This window comes from Muricaecibacterium torontonense (assembly GCF_004793925.1).
Taxonomy (GTDB): domain Bacteria; phylum Actinomycetota; class Coriobacteriia; order Coriobacteriales; family Atopobiaceae; genus Leptogranulimonas; species Leptogranulimonas caecicola.
On record NZ_SRYE01000001.1, the window covers coordinates 98,855 to 116,426 of the forward strand.

General features: G+C 61.7%; 12 protein-coding genes and 1 riboswitch. Of the genes, 1 reads left to right on the forward strand and 11 read right to left on the reverse strand.

Annotated features, from left to right (window positions below; genetic code table 11):
• Positions 1 to 28: 28 nt before the first annotated feature.
• From E5334_RS00480 to E5334_RS00495, 4 genes are all read right to left on the reverse strand, one after another.
• Positions 29 to 2,170: a PQQ-binding-like beta-propeller repeat protein gene (locus E5334_RS00480; protein ID WP_136011658.1), complete on the reverse strand. Its 2,142-nt coding sequence runs from the start codon at positions 2,168 to 2,170 to the stop codon at positions 29 to 31.
• A gap of 143 nt (positions 2,171 to 2,313) precedes the next feature.
• A riboswitch (cobalamin riboswitch) is annotated at positions 2,314 to 2,530 on the reverse strand.
• Positions 2,531 to 2,969: 439 nt separating this feature from the next.
• Positions 2,970 to 4,268 (reverse strand): class I SAM-dependent rRNA methyltransferase, encoded by a 1,299-nt coding sequence (locus E5334_RS00485; RefSeq protein ID WP_136011659.1) that lies wholly within the window; start codon positions 4,266 to 4,268, stop codon positions 2,970 to 2,972.
• Between the two features lie 68 nt (positions 4,269 to 4,336).
• Complete coding sequence (locus E5334_RS00490; protein WP_136011660.1) at positions 4,337 to 5,872, reverse strand: DEAD/DEAH box helicase; 1,536 nt, start codon at positions 5,870 to 5,872, stop codon at positions 4,337 to 4,339.
• A gap of 593 nt (positions 5,873 to 6,465) precedes the next feature.
• Positions 6,466 to 6,972, reverse strand: coding sequence for a hypothetical protein (locus tag E5334_RS00495; protein WP_167604235.1), 507 nt, complete (start codon positions 6,970 to 6,972; stop codon positions 6,466 to 6,468).
• 290 nt (positions 6,973 to 7,262) lie between these two features.
• Between E5334_RS00495 and E5334_RS00500 the strand changes: the two genes are divergently transcribed.
• Positions 7,263 to 8,237, forward strand: coding sequence for a homoserine O-succinyltransferase (locus E5334_RS00500; protein ID WP_136011662.1), 975 nt, complete (start codon positions 7,263 to 7,265; stop codon positions 8,235 to 8,237).
• A gap of 247 nt (positions 8,238 to 8,484) precedes the next feature.
• Here E5334_RS00500 and E5334_RS00505 read toward each other — a convergent pair whose 3' ends face one another.
• The 7 genes from E5334_RS00505 to E5334_RS00535 all read right to left on the reverse strand — a co-directional run bounded on the left by E5334_RS00505 (position 8,485) and on the right by E5334_RS00535 (position 17,484).
• Positions 8,485 to 8,904 (reverse strand): hypothetical protein, encoded by a 420-nt coding sequence (locus tag E5334_RS00505; RefSeq protein ID WP_136011663.1) that lies wholly within the window; start codon positions 8,902 to 8,904, stop codon positions 8,485 to 8,487.
• Between the two features lie 1,159 nt (positions 8,905 to 10,063).
• Positions 10,064 to 10,729, reverse strand: coding sequence for a transaldolase family protein (locus tag E5334_RS00510; RefSeq protein ID WP_136011664.1), 666 nt, complete (start codon positions 10,727 to 10,729; stop codon positions 10,064 to 10,066).
• A 715-nt stretch (positions 10,730 to 11,444) separates the two neighbouring features.
• The gene (locus E5334_RS00515) at positions 11,445 to 11,867 is read right to left on the reverse strand and encodes a hypothetical protein (protein WP_136011665.1); all 423 of its coding nucleotides are present in this window, start codon (positions 11,865 to 11,867) and stop codon (positions 11,445 to 11,447) included.
• A 24-nt stretch (positions 11,868 to 11,891) separates the two neighbouring features.
• Positions 11,892 to 13,211 carry an MBG domain-containing protein gene (locus tag E5334_RS00520; protein WP_136011666.1) on the reverse strand — a complete coding sequence of 440 codons (1,320 nt, stop codon included), beginning with the start codon at positions 13,209 to 13,211 and terminating at the stop codon, positions 11,892 to 11,894.
• Between the two features lie 196 nt (positions 13,212 to 13,407).
• Positions 13,408 to 14,082, reverse strand: coding sequence for a fructose-6-phosphate aldolase (locus E5334_RS00525; protein ID WP_136011667.1), 675 nt, complete (start codon positions 14,080 to 14,082; stop codon positions 13,408 to 13,410).
• A gap of 149 nt (positions 14,083 to 14,231) precedes the next feature.
• On the reverse strand, positions 14,232 to 15,194 hold the full coding sequence (locus E5334_RS00530; RefSeq protein WP_275438856.1) for a 4Fe-4S cluster-binding domain-containing protein: 963 nt from the start codon (positions 15,192 to 15,194) through the stop codon (positions 14,232 to 14,234).
• Positions 15,184 to 17,484, reverse strand: a complete 2,301-nt coding sequence (locus E5334_RS00535) for a formate C-acetyltransferase/glycerol dehydratase family glycyl radical enzyme (protein WP_136011668.1) — start codon at positions 17,482 to 17,484, stop codon at positions 15,184 to 15,186. Before E5334_RS00535 ends, E5334_RS00530 begins: the two co-directional genes overlap by 11 nt.
• Between the last annotated feature and the right edge of the window lie 88 nt (positions 17,485 to 17,572).

Genomic DNA, 17,572 nt, shown 5'->3' on the forward strand with positions numbered 1-17,572 from the left:
GGGAGCCACCCCTAGGCTTTTCACTCATTTAAGAGGCCTTTCTCTTGGAAGCGACCAGGTTCCACATCGCCAACGCCACCAGCGCCGCGGCGCCTAGCGCCATAGTCGCGATGGGCCACCAGGGCAGCGGGGCATTCGCAGCGGCAGCGCCGTCGGCAAGGAGGGCTTCCGCATCGACAACCTCGGCAGTCGCAGCATCGGCACCGGCGTCAGCGCCAGCTGCCTTTGCGCTGTTCCGAGCGCCCGCATCCCCGACGCCCTTGGCAGTCGTCGCAGCTGCCGTCGAGCCAGAAGCAGGACGCGCCGCCGAGCTGTCAGGCTGCGACGTTCCGCCAGGCTGCCCAGAGCCGCCAGCCCCCTGCGAACCATCGGGCTTCTGGGAGGCGCCGGGACCCTGGGAGCCGTCCGGCTGCTGAGGGACGGTTTTATCGGCAAGGATCTTGAAGAGCAGCCCGGAGTCGTTGGAGTAATAGAGCGCGCCGTCGGGGCCAGGGATGACGCTGGCCAGGCAATACTGCTGGTCAGCGGGGGCAGGCAGGTAGATTTGGGCCGCCTGCTCGTCGCCCAGCTTGTAGCCGCAGAGCGCTCCGGGCAGCGCGTTGCAGGTGAAGTAAGCCCAGGTGCCGTTGGCAGTCTCGCTGACCAGCGGCGCGCCCTGGACGGCTCCGGGAAGGGGCCCGGCAGCAGTGGCGTCCACGGTGCGGGTTACCGAGAAGCTCGCGACGTCGATGAGCGCAAGGCGTCCATGGTACCCGGTGGCGTCGGCGACCGCACCGCCCACCACCAGCGTGTCGCCCGCCAAAGCCGGCGTGCTGGTGGAAGATGTGGCAAAGGAGCACGCGGCGGCCTGGGTAGGGGTGCCGTCTTGCGCAACGGAGATGCGATGGGCCACGCCGTTGGAGGTAACCACTGCGAGGGTGCCGTCGCCCAGGGACACGGGGGTCGTGCGTACCGGGGCGCCCAAGTTGAGGGAGCCTTTGGGAGTACCTGTGGCAGCGTCGTAGATCTCCAGGGTTCCGACATCGTCACCGCAGGCCATAAGGCCGGAGCGGCCAGTCACCTGCACAGGGCCGCTCCAGTAGACGCCGGCGCCGCGGGGATTGGCCCGGGGGTAGCCGGAGAGCAAGGCTCCGGTGGCCAGGTTGGCCGCGCAGAGGTAGCCGCCTGTGGAGCCGCCCACGCCGTCGGGAGTGCAGGTGGCCCAATAGACCGCATCCTCTGCCACCGTGAGGCTGGAGAGCGACTGCTGGGGAACGGTGCCGTCGGCAGGCAGGGCGTCGGTGACCCAGAGGGTCTTGTGGGCGCTGGCCGAGATCGCCTGGAGCCGACCTCCGGAAAGCGGTACCAAAAGGAGGCCTTGGGCGTAAGTGATCCGGCAGGTGGAGTCGATGGGGGCGGCCAGAGGCAGGCGAGCCGCGACCGTACCAGAAGCAGGATCGACGTACAGGAGCTGGGAACCCGCGGCCACCCAGAGCGAGCCGCCCACAAACACCGGATCCGAGACGTTGGTAGCCCAGTCATCGGCCTCTCGCAGGCGAAGCGACCAGGCTAAAGTGCCGGCCCCGGTAGGAGTGGCGTCCCTGGCGATGGCGCCCGTAGAAGCAGGGCCCCGCCAGGCGGGCCAGAAAGCCTCCACATCCGGGTGAGGGGCATCGGGATCGCACTCCACCGGGGCCGTCGGCAGACTGGCGCCCCAGGGCGAGTAGTAGAGAGCGGCATCGGTGACCGGTTCGGTGAGCTCATAGTCGCCGGGCATAACGTCCAGGGACTTATCGGCCACAAAGAACTGCCGATAGTTGCTGCCGTCCCAGCCATAGCTCTGGCCGTCGCGGGTGAGGGTGAGCAGCGAGGCGTCGTAGCCGATGCCTGCGCCGTCCAGCATCTGCTTGACGGCCTCTTCCAGCGTGGTTCCGCGAGCGAAGGAGGCCCGGGTGCGAGGGAGCCAAAGCACGCCCTCGGGGCCGATGACCCGCAGGGCGAGCGTTACCTGGCCAGCGGGATCGGCGGTCTGCCCATCGGCCGCCTCCTGCGCGAAAGCGGCGGGCTGCTGGGCCGCTTGGGCGACGGCCGCCACGGGCAGCTGGCCCCAGACCAACAGCGCCGAAAGCGCCCAGGCCGCGATGCGCATGCTGGCACCGGGGCGCCTACGGGGACTGGTTGTAGTTTTCATCGGTAACTCCTTGCCTGTGCCTTCACCTTCTCAGGCAGATGGGCGGCAAGGATGAGGGCCCTGGATCGAGCCAACAAAACGGGCGCGAAAGCGGGAGCCAAGCATCACAGCACCGGCACCACGACCCACACGCCCGGGACGGTCGAACCTATCGAGGACAGGCAAGTCTCCTGACTCACGGGTGGCGGCCTACGCAGGTACGCACCGCCAGTGCGGACCCCTTCTCGAGCTTGCGCCCAATGGGAATGCGCCCGCGCCTTTGCCCGAACACAGTAGTGGCGGCTGCCCCGGACTCTAACCGGGTTCCTTATTAATCTACTAAGCAAGCAGCTGTTCGAACCGTGCCCTCGGGTTGCGATGATATGCAGTTGGCACAAGGGTACCTCATTTTGGGTGCTTACATCTGTGTGTGTTGGTCGCAGATTCTAAGCCAACTCATTCCGCCCACTACACTGATCAGATGGAAGCCCTGCCAGTAGCCCCAGTTTGGCAGTTCTTTCTGCCAGGCACGCTAGGATGGCAGGCGGCCAGAGGTAAAGTCCTGCCAACCTGTGCTTTGTGGCGCTGGGCGCAGCTAAACTCCGAGAACAAAGAAGGTAGATTGGCAGACTCGCAGCCCCAAATTCCTGCCAGTAGCCCCAGTTTGGCAGTTCTTTCTGCCAGGCACGCTAGGATGACAGGCGCTTCTGCCACGCATCAAGTTGTCACTCAATGCGCACGCCCCGGCTGCCGAGAAACCCGCGCCCTCGGCACCGCAATCCGCATGCCGCTCGCAGCACACCGCCACAAGCCGGCACCCCTACACCACCTGGAAGATGAAAAAGTCCAGGTAGTGGGTCTCGGGGATGCCCCAGACAATGGGATGGTCCGGGGCCTGCTGGCGCTCCTCCACCTGCCGCAGCTGCACATGGGCGTCGTGGGCGGCTTGGGCGATGGCGGCCTTGAGGTGCTCAGCGTCCATGAAATGGGAGCAGCTGCAGGTGGCCAAGTAGCCACCCCGAGGCAGCAGGCGCATGGCTTGATTGTTGATCTCCCGATAGCCTCGGGCCGCGCTTCCCCGCGTACTCCGGCTCTTGGTGAAGGCCGGCGGATCCAGCACAATGAGGTCAAAGGGGCCACCCTGGTCTTTGAGGAAGCGCTTATCGGCAAGGAGGGCGTCCAAGTACTCGAACACATTGGCGCAGGTAAACGCCATGGAACCGTCGAGCCCGTTGAGACGCGCATTGGCAGCGGCCAGGTCGCAGGCCGTCTGGGAGATGTCGACGCACCTGGTGAAGGCCGCGCCACCTGCTGCAGCGTTGAGGCCAAAGGGCCCCACGTGGCTGAAGCAGTCCAGGACGCGCTTGCCGGCGGCCAGGTCGCGGACGGCTCGGCGATTGTACTTTTGATCCAGGAAGAAGCCTGTTTTTTGCGAATGGGCCAGATCCAGCGCGTAGGCGATGCCGTTCTCGTGGGCGGCGACCTGGGGCGAATCGGGCACGCTCACCTGGCCGTCCCAGCCACCGCCGTCCCAAAAGCCCTGGTAGCTGGGCAGGCCCTCCAGTCTGCGAGTCTTGCCGTCGTTGCGCTCGAAGATGGCGCGGATGTCGGCGCCGTCAGCGCGGAGCACATCCAACAGCGCACCGTATACCTGCAGACGCAGCCGCTCCATGCCCACGGTGCCCACCTGGCTCACCAGCACGTCCTCGTAGCGGTCGACCACCAGGCCGGGAAAGCCGTCGGCTTCCGAGAAGACCACTCGGCAGCAGCAGGTATCCGGCTCGCAGCCCGGAAGCGCGCGATGACCCATGGTCGTCTTACGGTACTCCCAGGCCCAGGCGGCCTTGCGGTGCCAAAAGGCGCCGTCGAAGCGGTCGTTGGCGTTGCGCGAGATCAGGCGCACTCGGATCTTCGATTCTGCCGATAAGAGCCCCGTTCCCTGGTAGGTGCCATTCTTCTCAAGGACGTCAACCAGGCATCCGTTCTCCACGGGCGACCCGTCCAGTCCCGGCTCCACGGCCAGCACCTCGCCGGCAAACACCCAGGGGTGGCCGGCAGCCAGCGCTCGGGCGGCTTTCTTGGTGACGATGGCGCGCGCATAGGGACGCTGCTGCTTCATGAGGTGCCTCTCCTGATATAGTTGCTAGTTTGATTTTGGTCCTCTTGGCAGGCCTGCCGCCGCTCGCCCTAGGAGTGGCGGCCAAAGCGCCCGCCGGCAGGGCCGCGGCCGCGGACTCGCGAGCCGGAGAACATGGTGCGCTTGGGCTTTTGGGTGCTTCGGCGGTCGTTGGGCACGATGCGACCGGCGGCATAGGAGAATCCCTCAAGATCCTGCACGGGCACCAGTTTATGCATAAAGTACTCGATCTCGCGCAGCGGGCTGATCTCGTCCGGCGCCACAAAGGTGTAGGCATGACCTGCGGCTCCGGCGCGGCCCGTGCGCCCAATGCGATGCACGTAATCTTCCGGATCGGCGGGCACGTCGTAGTTCACCACCGCGTCGATGCCCGACACATCGATGCCGCGACTCATGACGTCGGTGGCCACCAGCAGCCGGATCTTTCCCGCCCGAAACTTCTCCAGCGCCCGTTGCCTGGCCTTTTGCGGCCGGTCGGCATGCATCACATCTACCGAGAAGCCCGCAGCCTTCAGTGACTGCATCACCGCGTCGGCCCGGGCTTTGGTGCGGCAAAACACCAGCACACGCTCATAGTTGTCGCGCTTTACCAAGGCTTCCAACAGTTCTGTCTTTTGCCCCTGCACCACCGGCATGAGGGCCTCTTCCACGGTCTTTGCCGTCTCGCCTACACGCGCAATCTCGATCACTGCCGGGTCGTGCAACAGCGACGCGACGGTGGACTCCATGGATTGAGGAATCGTTGCCGAGAAAAGCAACGTCTGCTTGTTGGACGGCGTGGCTGCCAAGATGCGCTTGACCGAGGGCCAAAAGCCCATGTCGAGCATGCGGTCGGCCTCGTCGAGCACCAAAATGCGCACCTGGGAGAGCGACATCAGCTTGCGCTCCATGAGATCCAGCAGGCGCCCAGGGGTGGCCACCAGCAGCTCGCATCCGCGAGAGAGCGCTTTGAGCTGGGCGTCAAAGCGCGCGCCGCCCATCACCACCACGGTGCGCTGACCGGTGTGGTCGCACACCGCGCTGGTGACCTTCTCGATCTGCTGAGCCAGCTCGCGAGTGGGAGTGACGATGAGCGCCGGCGGCTTGATGGTGCCAGAGCCCGGAGTTGCGCCAGCTGCCTTAGCGGCCGCCGCTTTGCTGGAACCCTTGCCGCCCCGCGTATATCCCTTGCCACCCTTGGGGGTGCGAGTGCGGCGGAGGGGTTTCTCGGCATCGCCTTTAAGCCCTAGCTCCTGGAGGCGTTGGAGGACAGGAAGCACAAAAGCGCAGGTCTTTCCGGTGCCCGTCTGGGCGGAGGCCAGCACGTCGTGGCCGGCGAGGACTTGGGGGATGGCGTCGGCCTGGACGGGCGTGGGGGCCGTGAAGCCCAGGGCGTCCACAGCGACCAGCAGCTGAGGCGTGAGGCCCAGCTGGTCGAAGGATGCGGTATCGGCAGGCTGGGGGTCTGCGGGCTGGGGCGCCTGGGTGCCGCGAGTCGCGGCTTCATGTGTGGCGGATGCGGCGCGGGAAGATGCCGCTTGGGCGGTCGAGACGGGTGCGACCGGGACGGAGTGAGAATGTGCCGCAGGGCGTGGGGTGTCTGTCATGGGAACTCTTTTCTTTGTGGCTACGTGCAAGTATCCCCCATGACGCGGCGCGATGCACAGTGGGAGCCTTGGTTGGCTGATGCGCACAGGTTGTGCAGAGCGTTTTGGCTTCAGGTGGCGTACTTTGACACTCGAATCGACTAGCCACTGGCTTTGAAAGACAGAACACGTTTGGCAGAAAGACTCACTAAGCGATGGTTTTAGCCTCGGCACGAGAGGCCGCTAGCGAGCAGAGATCCTGCAACGAAACGTGCTGAACGAGCAGATTTAGGACTGGATCTGCTCGTTTCTGCTCGCTTGTGTCAGAAACGCTGCCGGAAAGGCAGCCCTCATGCCAACGGAAAAATGGATCTGCCGGAAATTAGGCTCTCGTGCCAACCGATACACTAAATGATAATCATGTTCGTTTGGCACGAAGCGTCGGTAGGATCTGGAAATCCTGCCAGATAAAAGCCGTAGGGCATGGATTCGCCCAAATCCATGCCCCTAGTGGCTTCTCAATCCACTTTTCCATACCCTAGCGAACCCTCATGCCCGCCGCATTCGATTCAAAAGATCATTGTCCCTACAAAATATCAGCATCCAAACGCCCATTACTCCAGAAACTGAGGAGGCTCCATTGCATCCAGATGGGTCTGAAGATCTATGGCGCAGATGCGCGTAGCTGCAGGGTAGGGCTCATCGTTGCGGTCATCGTAGTAGTCGACCTCTACTAATGCCCAACTCAGAGGCTCAAGGCTTTCGAGTGCAACAGGGATTCCGCGCGCATCGGTGATCTGGGTGTTCTCATCCACCAGAAAGACCTCGAATGCCTTGGCGCCCTCGGGAAGCTGCTGGCGGGTAAGCACATTAGGATCCTCCAGCACGATGCGCCCGTAGCCCGCCTGGGTTACACGGCCCTTGTGTTGGGCAAAGCCTCCGGTGAACTCGTTGGCTGGCGAGTTGGTGGCCGGGATAAAGGAAGGAGCTGCCCAAGCCGCAGTGCCCAAAGCAACGAAGAAAATCAGCACGCCGAAGAATAGCATCGTATTAAAATGCTGTGTTATATTTTCTTCATCATCTGCGCCTTTCTCGATGTATTCCAACAGAGCACCGTTCAAATCCTCCTTCCTCCGCTAATTTCAGTAATTCATATTATTGCGCATATTCACTACACTATCTTAAATACCTTTTGAACGTATCATCTTATTTGGTAAGCGTTACTTTTTATTTTTTGCATATCATATTCTATTATAGTTATATATTACCATTCATAGATATACAATAGCATCCTACTAATGTTGCAATCAATTGCACTGCTCCTCAGCGCATCCAACAGCTATCCATTTCTTCTCATTGCTAAAATGAAGCACATACGAAGTCTTAGAAAACCAAGCCAAGGACGCACCCCATGCCCATCAAAGTCGCCGACGGCCTTCCCGCCAAGGAGATATTGCATCAAGAACGCATCTTCGCCCTCGAAGAAGAGGCTGCAGCAAAGCAGGACATCCGTCCGCTGAGGGTGGTCATTCTCAACCTCATGCCCACCAAGATCGAGACCGAGACTCAGATCCTGCGCCTCATCTCCAAGAGCCCGCTGCAGGTGGACGTGGACTTCATGCGCGTCTCCAGCCACGAGTCCACCCACGTGAGCCGGGACCATCTGGTGAAATTCTACGAACCGTTCGAAAGTTTTCGCGATCAATACTACGACGGGTTGGTGATCACCGGCGCCCCGGTGGAGCAGATGCCCTTCGAAGAGGTGGACTACTGGGACGAGCTCTGCGACATCATGGACTGGGCCCAAACCCATGTGTTTTCCACCATGTATCTCTGCTGGGGGGCCATGGCGGGCCTCTATCACCTGCACCACATCCCCAAGCGCCTGCTGGGGTCCAAGCTCTTTGGCGTCTTCCCTCAGCGTCTTTGCGATGAGTACAACTTCTTAACCAACGGCTTCGACGAGGTGCACAACATGCCCCACTCGCGCCACGCCGCGAGCGACCCCAACGCCATCGAGGCCGACCCGTCGCTCCAGGTCCTCTCCCGCGGCTTCACCTCCGGCCCCGCACTGGTGGCCACACGTCACTTCTTCGAGGTCTACGTCCAGGGCCACTTCGAGTACGGTCGCGACACCCTGGCCGGCGAATACTGGCGCGACTTCAAAGCCGGCCTGCCCATCCAGCTGCCGGAAAACTACTTCCCCAACGACGACCCCGAGCGCCAGCCCCTCTTCACCTGGCGCGCCCACGCCAACCTCCTCTGGCGCAACTGGCTCAACTACGTCTACCAGATGACGCCCTACGACCCCGCACAAATCCCGCAAGTCAAAGCGCAGCTGGCCGCCCAAATCCCCGACACCGACGGCACCCCCAACAAGTTCTAGCTGCAAAGGAACCTACCTCGGCCACCGGCACTCCAATGATTAGCTTGCTCAGTGAGCAGCCAAAGTGCCTTCAGTGAGCGTATTAGGTGCTCACTGAGCTTCAGTGAGCAGAATTCCGCTCACTGAGGGGCATGAGCGCACTCACTGAAGCCGCCAGCGACCAGCCACCAGCGACCCAACAGGCTGAAGCCGCCAGCGACCAGCCACCAGCGACCCAATGGGCCAGTTCGCCAAGCCAGCCCAACTCTCACCATAGGCTGCGCAGGCGAAACAGCTGCCGATACAGCTCGCGACGCCGCTCCTCCAGCCGTTCCGAAAGCGGGGAAGGATCCCGACCGTTGACCGCCGCTGCAATGGCATCGGCGGCCGCAACTAGCTGACCGTATTCCCTTACTACCGGCCCGGTGATCGGCATCACCGTGATCCCGGAGGCTTCCAATGCAAGCTGGCGCAACTTGTCATGAAGCACTTCGTCGGCACCCAGATGATGAGCGGAAGAGTCATACTCAACATCGATCGACGACGCAGGAAAGAGCAGGTCCGGCATGGCCTGTGGCGCTCCAAAGATCTGCTTCCCGCGAGCCGAAAGACCCACAGAGGTGTTCAGTTCTGGTGGATCGAGCCCCAGTCCCCCAAGCTTGCGAGGAAGTGAAAGAAAGAGCGCCAAGGCGGATTCTCGAGGAGACCGAGAGCCCGGCAGTCCTCGAGCAAGCGCGAAGCGCATCAACGCCATACCGGGGACGCGACCCTCTATAGCTAACATTACTCTCTCGACAGAGTTCTGGGAAGCAAGGGGATAAGGCCTGGCCTCGACACCGCTCTCTCGGTCATCACGCGAGTCAAAACGACCCCAGAACTCCATGGCAAGAAGCACGAGTTCCCAGCGGGATAGCTCTGCAGCTCGAAGGAGCAAGTAAAGCTCAGGCGAAACCACATGCAGACCGGCACCGGGCCCCTCTTCCACCCGACAAATCGTGCCACCAGGAAGTGCCGCAGACCAGAGACGCATGGATCCGCCTTTCACCTCATGACGATGTTCTCGGCGCCCCACAAGAGCCTGAACTGCCGATGGTGCCTGTGGATACGCACTGCGCAATCCAGTCAACTCGCGATCGTGGAGCACGCGATATATCTCGCGGGAAGGTGCTTTGGCGTTACGCAGAAGCTCCGTACACTCAGCGCTTTCGGCAATGCGGGAGAGGGGAGCCCGCGACAAATAGATGAGCCGAGCATAGAGACCGCAAAGAATCATAGATCCTCCTTTCCCGAAGAAGTGCCTGGAAGAAACGCAGCTCTTCCCAAGACGCACGACTTAAATACGCGTCTAAAACACACCCTCGCCCCATCCAACGCCGAAGGCGAGAGAGAATCTGTATTCACGGATCCAATGAGCGCCCGTGAATCCTTCAATGGACACGTGCTTTGCTAATTAGACACGTGCTTTACTGATTAGCGTGCTCAGTGAGCGGTCATGCAGCTTTCAGTGAGCAGTTTTGGCACTCAACGAACTTCAGTGCGCGCAATTCTACTCACTGAAGCACCAACGCCCACTCACTGAAGCGACCACAGCCTTACAACAATCTTCTACGTAAACCATCTACGTAAGCCATCAGCTGCCGAACTAGCTCCGCTCGCACAAATCTTACCAAGGCCTCACGCACTCTAGTGGCCGAAAAACCCGTAGCAGCCGAGAAGCCCATGCCCCTCAGGCAGACACAAATCAAATCTAGGGGTTCCCAGACAAATAATACCCCTACCTCTAAAGTTACGACTTCCCCAGCCTTAGAGATAGGTGGTATCTGCATCCTCACAAAGGTCAAATAGCCCTAGCGCAGAGAGCGCCTGCCAAAGGCGTGCTCCCAGTTGTCGTTGAACACGTCGCGTGCGGCTATGGTGCCCGGCTGGTCGATCATCGAGTAGACCAGCGGCACCGGCAGCGTCACGGCATCGATGCCGTGGGCGATGAGCTGGTTGATCTGCCAGGCGTTTTTGAGGGATGCGCCCATGACTTTGGTGGACAGCTCTGCGGTGTCCAACATGGTTTGCAAAAGCACTGTCTCCTCAATGCCGTCGCCCTGATTGGACATGCGGTTAATATAGATCGCCAGGTAATCGGCACCGTTCTTGGCGGCCATAAAGCCCTGGCTTGCCGAGCTAATGGCCGTACACAGCACATGAATCCCCTCGGCCACGCAGTCCTTCACTGCGCGCAGCCCCTCATGGGTGGCCGGGATCTTGGCAAAGATATTGTCCTCGCGCAGCGACGCGATATAGCGCGCCTCTTCCATGATGCCCTCGTAGTCGGTGGAGATCACCTGGAAGAACACCTTTTGCTCCGGCTCGAGCAGCGCAAAGAGCGAATCTCGCACCTCGTCAAAGGTCTTGCCGCTCTGGGCGATGATGGTGGGGTTGGTGGTCACGCCGTCCACCGAAAGCATCGCTCCCAGCTTCTTAATCTCATCAATGTCTGCAGTATCCAGAATCAGCTCCATAGCCGCTCCCCTTTCCCATGCGCACGCCGATCCTCCCGCAGATGATCGAGCGCGCCCACCTCTCTTCAACATGCTCCCCTATTATGTACCTCTATCGATATATGTCCGCCCAAAAGCTACCGTTTTTGGCCTCTGCCAAGCTCAAGACCCCAATAGGCTACCGATAAACCCCAGCCATCCCACCAGCAGCGCCAGCGCGATACCCTCTATCACCCGAGCGAGGATTCGCCCCGACCCAATGGGCGTCTTCCGCGCACTCACATCCATGGCCGCTACCCACGCACCAAGTCCCAAAACAACTAACAGAGGAGACGGCCACGGAGCCTGAATAAGCAAACCCATCGCAAGAGCCACACTGGACAGCAATAGCAAGTTTCTTACCGGTGCCGAGAAGTTCATGGCTCCTCCATCGCAGGTCAACCGCGGTACCCAGATGACAAACCTAGACGCGCCTCAAACGCGCCTATGGGCGATCCGTCTAACGGTGCTATTAGGTCATCTTCATAGCTCCTTTACTGTTTGATCTATTGTACTCCTTTAAAAGAGGGCGGCTCACGCACAATCGTGAGCCGCCCTAGCAACGGGGGTCTAGTTAATGCCAGCGAGCGCAGGTACCGCAGTCTCTACACGATGCTCAGCAAAGACTGCAGCTCCTCTGGAGAGGTGAACTTGCGTGCCCTGGAGGAGTTGGGGAAGAGCACCTCCCCCTCCCAGGTCACCTGGTCTTGCGTGAGTCCTCTTGCTTTTGGCTCTTGTACTGAGTAGTACGGACCAGCAAGCGAGGGATGAACTCGCTTTTCTCAGGGAAGTCCTGCATCTCGAAGCCATAGTCCAAGTTCTCGACGATGTTCTGGACACTGTCCATGAGAGACATGCCAGGGGCAGCGGCCACAAGGCCGCTCTCGCTGTTGAACAGCTGGCCGTCGCCCACATAGACGGAGCGAATCTTCTCGCGACGGTTGCTCTCTACCTTGCCGATGGCAAGTACCGAGACAACGATGGCAACCCACCAGATGACAGAGACCACCAGGTCGAGAGGCGAGTCGATCTGGTTGAAGCCCAGGAAGAACCAGAGTCCCAGCAGGAACACCGACACCACTGCGGCGATAGTGAGGACAACGATGTTACTCTTTTTCATGAGCCTATTCCTTCTCCTTCTCTATTACCCGATGGTGGGGGTCATGCCGGAGGTCTCAGGGTAATCCTCGGCATCGGCGCCTTCACCAGTGAAGTCATCCTCGCGCTTCTTGAGCTTGCTGGTGAAGCTCATGCGACGCACAGCCACTGCAGCAGCATAGATGAGGGTGAGCACGATGCCGGCGATCATCACCATGTGGACCCAGCACTCCGCCTCATCCTCTTGGACGCCGGGAGCCATAGGCACTGCGTCATCGGCGATGGTGGTCTCCTCAGGCTCTGCCGCAAGTGTCTCCACAAGCGGAGTCGGGGCATCATCGATGGCTACCACAGCAGCGGGACCGCCACTAGGGGCGGCAGGACCAGCGGGAGCTGCTGGGCCAGCAGGCGTGATGCCTGAGGTCGCAGGCGTAGTGGGAGCCGGGAAGACCGGTGCGGGAAGCGCCGTGATGGTGAAGGTGCCGGTCTGGACGCTTACCACATAGTTGGGGTTAGCAGTGAAGGTAGCGGAGAGGACGTTGGGATACGTGCCTACTGCCTCGGCATCGTTGGTGCGGTAGTAACGCACGATGCCTAGATCGCTCTCATTGACGAGACCGGATACCGCGCCTAGGAAGACGGGGTCTGCCTGTCCCGCCACTTTGGTCGCATTTGCAACCGTGATGGTCACAGGAGCCGGAGTGATGGTAACCGTGGCACGCACTGCAGGAGTGGTGTCGTAGTTAGCCGCGTTGGCACGCACCCATACCGGATAAGTACCGGCATTGGTGAAGGAGGGCGCCTCGGAGGTCCAGGAAGTTCCGTCGAGGGAGTACTCGAAGGTGGAGCCAGGTACTGCCGCAGTGGCAGTAATCGTCGAGGCCGTGCCGTCGTACATCTTGGTGGTGCCGTCAGCATCTGCCAGATTCACGCCGGTGATAACGTTGTCGCCGGAGTTGACGATGGTGAAGGTGCCGGGCACGTAGGTCAACACATAGTTTCCCTGGTTCTCTGCACCGGAAGCCGTAATTACATAGCTACCGGCATTCTCGCCAGTCTCACGAGAGACTGTAAACTCGACCGTCTCGTTGCCTACAAGACCAGAGTTCTCATTACCTTCGGCAGCACCTGGGGTAGCGGTGAGCTCTGGGTCCTGATCACCATAGATCTTGCCTGCATCATTAGCGGTTATGACAACTGGGCGTCTAGTGATCTGGAGGGTGCCCAGATTCTCAGAGACGGTGTAGTTGGTCTCTTTGGCAGTGCCGTCCCACTTGATGGAGTAGGTGTTCTCCACCGGCCCACCCACGCCAGGGCCCACCTCGCCGGTGACGGCGAATATAGCAGCTATAGCGGCGCCTGACATCGACTTGCAGCGTGACTTTGGGCATGAAAAAGAGTCCCACGCCATAGGGCGTCGGGACTCTTGCGCAAACTTATATATAGTTGCGATTTAACAGCGGCTCAGGACGGCAGGAGAAAGCCGCACGCCTAGGCGGGGCTATTCTCGGTAAGGAAGCCAGAGCTATGCCCGCGCGCTGCGAATAGGGCCGGTGGAAGGGTTACTCGGCGGGCAGCAGAGTGGTGCGGCCGTAGGCAGCCTCCCAGTTGCGGGTGAAGTCATCCACGGCCATGGGAGTGGAGGGGATGTCCAGCATGTTGAAGGCCACGTCCACGGGAATGGTCACGGCCTCGATGCCGTTCTCCAGAAGCTCGTTGACCTGCTCCACGTTCTTGAAGGAAGCGGCCAGGATCTTGGTGGGGAGCTTGGCCTGCTCGAGCATGGCCTGCAGACGCACGACCTCGCCTACGCCGTCGCCCAGGTTGCACATGCGGTTGACGTAGGGAGCCAGGTAGTCGGCGCCGTTCTTGGCAGCCATGAAGCCCTGGCTGGCAGAGTAGATGGCGGTGGCCAGGACGCCCATGCCCTCGGCCTTGCAGGCCTTGATGGCGCGCATGCCGTCACGGGTGACGGGGATCTTGACGTAGGTGTTCTCAGGGCGCAGGGAGCAGATGTAGCGGGCCTCGGCCATGATACCGCCGAAGTCGGTGGCTACCACCTGGATGAAGAGCTTCTGCTCGGGGGAGAGGATCTCCATCAGGCCGTCGCGAATCTCCTCGAAGGACTTACCGCTCTTGGTGATGATGGTGGGGTTGGTGGTCACGCCGTCGACAGCGTAGAGGTCGTTGAGCTCGCGGATAGCCTCGAGATCGGCGGTGTCCAGAATGAGTTCCATGGTAAATCCTTTCATTGTTTATGCGCGCTCTCCTCTGCGGCAACACGCGTGTACACCGGTTGAAAACTCTTTGAATCCAGTCTAGCGGCACTGGGCCATGCTCTGGCGATCGGGGTTTTAGGGGAATCAGGGATATCAGTAACAGGCGCTTATTCGCCGTGGAGCGTCGCGTTGAGCCCACTTTTAGACGCTTCCTCCACAATCCAGGCCACCTGGTCGTCTGTGAGGGCGGCCAGGTCTCCCAGGCCATAGGAGCGCCCTACGGCGTCGTACTTGCCGCTGCCCAGCTGATGGAAGGGCAGGATGTCCACTCGGCCGATGCCCAGCTCGCGAATACGGTCCAGGTTGGCGGTCACATTGGCGGGGTCGTCGGTGAACCTTGGGATGATGGGCATGCGCGCCACCACCCGCGCCCCGCTTGCCAAAAGCTCCTGGAGCTGGGCGTCACGGATCTGAGGATCGACGCCAATGAGGTCCAGGGAGCGCTGTTGGTCTGCGATCTTGAAGTCCACCAGCCAGAGGTCGCAGACGCTCGCGAGGTCTTGGAGGCGTGGCGCCTTGACCGCCAGCGTGGTCTCCAGGGCCGTCTTCATGGCCGCCTTTTTGATGCGGCCAAAGAAGGCGACAAGCCAGTCTGCCCAGAGCAGCGCCTCTCCGCCGGAGGCAGTGACGCCGCCGTTGGACTCCTCGAAGAGCACGGCGTCGCGCAGCACCTCCTGAGCCATGTCCTCCGGTGTGCGCGGCACGCCCAAGAGCGTCTTGGCGCCGGTGGGACAGAGATCGGGCGGGGTGGAGCAGAGCCTTTCGCCTGGGGCTTTGGGGGTGCATCCCATGCAGAGGGACTCCTTGAAGGAGACCTCGGGCGTGCTCGAGAGGTTCTCGGGGTTGCAGCACCAGGGGCACTTGAAGGGGCAGCCCTTCAAAAAGACCGTGGTGCGGATGCCGCCGCCGTCGTGCAGGGAGTAGCGCTGCACATTGGTGACGGGGGCAGTGAGGCAGGCGGGTTTCTCGGCAGCTTGGGGCACAGAGGGTGCGGGGGCTGGGGGAATGTTGGGATCTGCCTGCGAGCTGCGGGGCGCGGCGGGGGTTGCGGGCGCAGGCTTAGAGCACATGCTCGCTCCGGTTGATGATGTCGTCCTGGATGCCGCGGGCCAGCTCCACGAACATGGCGGAGTAGCCGGCGACGCGCACCACCAGGTCTTTGTGGTTCTCGGGATGCTTCTGGGCGTCCAGGAGGGTGGCGCGGTCAACCACGTTGAACTGGATGTGCTGGATCTTGTAGCGCGAGAAGGCCTTGAGGTAGGCGGCCATCTTGGCCAGGCCCTCCTCGCCGGCTAGAGTGGCCGGGGAGAACTTGACGTTGAGCAGGGACCCGTTGGAATCCAGCGCGTTGTCCAGCTTGGACACCGAGCGCAGGCTTGCCGTGGGGCCGTTGGTGTCGCGGCCCACCATGGGGGAAAGGCCGCCGTCGGCCAGCTGCTCGTGGGCATGGCGGCCGTCGGGGGTGGCGCCGCAGGCCTCGCCCAGCGGGATGTGGGCGCTCACGGTGTAGGAACCCGGCTGGAAGTGGCCGCCGCGGGGATTGGTGTAGCCGGCCACCTCGTGGCCGTAGTGGGAGAGCAGGCGGGCGCCCAGCTCGTCTACCTGGTCCACGTCGTTGCCGTACTTGGGATAGCGGTTGATGAAGCGCTGGCGCCAGACCTCGTCGCCCTCGCCGGTCCAGTCGCGGTCCAGCATGGCGACGAGCTGGGGCAAGGTGAGCAGCTGCTCCTCGAAGACCGCCTGGCGGATGACCTCCAAAGAGTCTGCCAGGTTGGCGGTGCCCACGCCCTGGACGCCGGAGGGGTTGTAGCGCGCGCCGCCGGCAGTGAGGTCTTGCCCGTTTTCCATGCAGTCGTTGATGAGGCAGGAGAGCAGCGGCGTGGGAGAGGTGGCGGCGTGAGCCTCGTCGCAGGTGTTGCACCCGCGAACCATGAGCCCCACGTAGCGGTCGATGACCTTCTCGGTAGCGTCGATGAGCTCGTCGAAGGTGGCGAAGCCCTGGGGGTTCTCGTGCAGGGCGATCTCCAGGCAGCGCACCATATTGAACATGGAGATGTCGTGCAGGCCGTACATGGCGCCAGGGATGGAGAGTTCTACGCACCCCACCACGCCGTAGTCGCGGGCGTCCTCCAGCGAGATGCCGCGGTTCACGAAGGACAGGATGTTGACCTCGTCGTTGAAGACCTGGGGCATGCCGTCGCCCAGGCGGATGACCTGGGCCGCCTCATGAAGCAGCGACGCCGGCGTTTGGGCATGCATGCGCAGCGAGAGGTTGGGCTGGGGCAGGCGGGTGTCGTTTTGCACGTCTAACAGCAGGCTGGAGAGCTCGTTGGTGGCATCCTGGCCCATGGCGTCCACGCCGCCCACCACGATGTTGAGGCCCGAGGGGAATCCGGCGAAGAACTTGGCGCTCTCCGTGGAACGGGCGAACACGATGGTGTTGCACTTGAGGTAGAAGTCCTGGAGCCACTCGCGGATGGTCTCGTCGCTTGTGCCCGCGGCTTTGGAGGCCTGATAGAGCGGCCAGAGGTACTGGTCCACCCGGCCCAGCGAGATGGAGCTTGCGTTGGACTCGTGCTCGCAGACCAGCTCGGCCAGCCAGAGCTGCTGGAGGCCCTCACGGAAGTCTTGGGGGGCACGCTGCGCCAAGTTACCGAGAATATCGGCCATCTCTTGCAGCTCTTGTGCGCGCTCCGGCGAGGTGGCAGGGTCTTGGGCTTTGTCGCGACAGATGGACTCGTAGCGGCGGATGTAGGCGATGGTGCCCTCAAGGACGATGACCGCTGCCTGGTAGAACAGGTTGTCAGGCTGGGATGCCAGCTGCTGCCTTGCATCCTCCAGCAGCGCCGCCCAACCGCGCTCCATGAGCACTGGGAAGTTGGGGATGATATGGCCTTGGCCCTTGTCGGTTTGGGCCACCGCGAACACCTTGGTGGTCTGCGCCTCTGCCACCTGGGGGTCCAAGTGCGCGCGATACCAATCGTTCAAGCTCTGCCCGGCCCAGAAGGGATAGACCTGGTCGCGATAGAGGGTTTTATCGGCTTCAGACATCTCGAAGCGGTCCTGCGGGCGCACGGGGAGCTGATCCAGCTCGTCCAGGATCCAGTAGGGGCTCATCTCGGGCGACAGCACGCCGGCGCGGGGCTCGCGGGTGCGGTTGCCTGCGAACAGGTCGTGCTCGTCGATGACGATCTCGTGGTTCTCCAGCAGATGCACCAGCGCTTTTGCACGGCACAGAATGGCCGGCTCGCCCTGGGTCTGCTCATAGCTCTCCTGATAGAGCAGGGCGCGCTCCAGGTCGATGACGCGAGGCTTGGCAAATAGGCTGTCTTTGATGGCTTGCGTGCGCGGGGTGAGCATGGCGCCTCCGAGTTGCGTTGGGATGTACCTTGGGTTTTGCAGCAGGGCCGCAGGGCGCGCCGCTCTCGCGGCGGACACCTATGGCGGT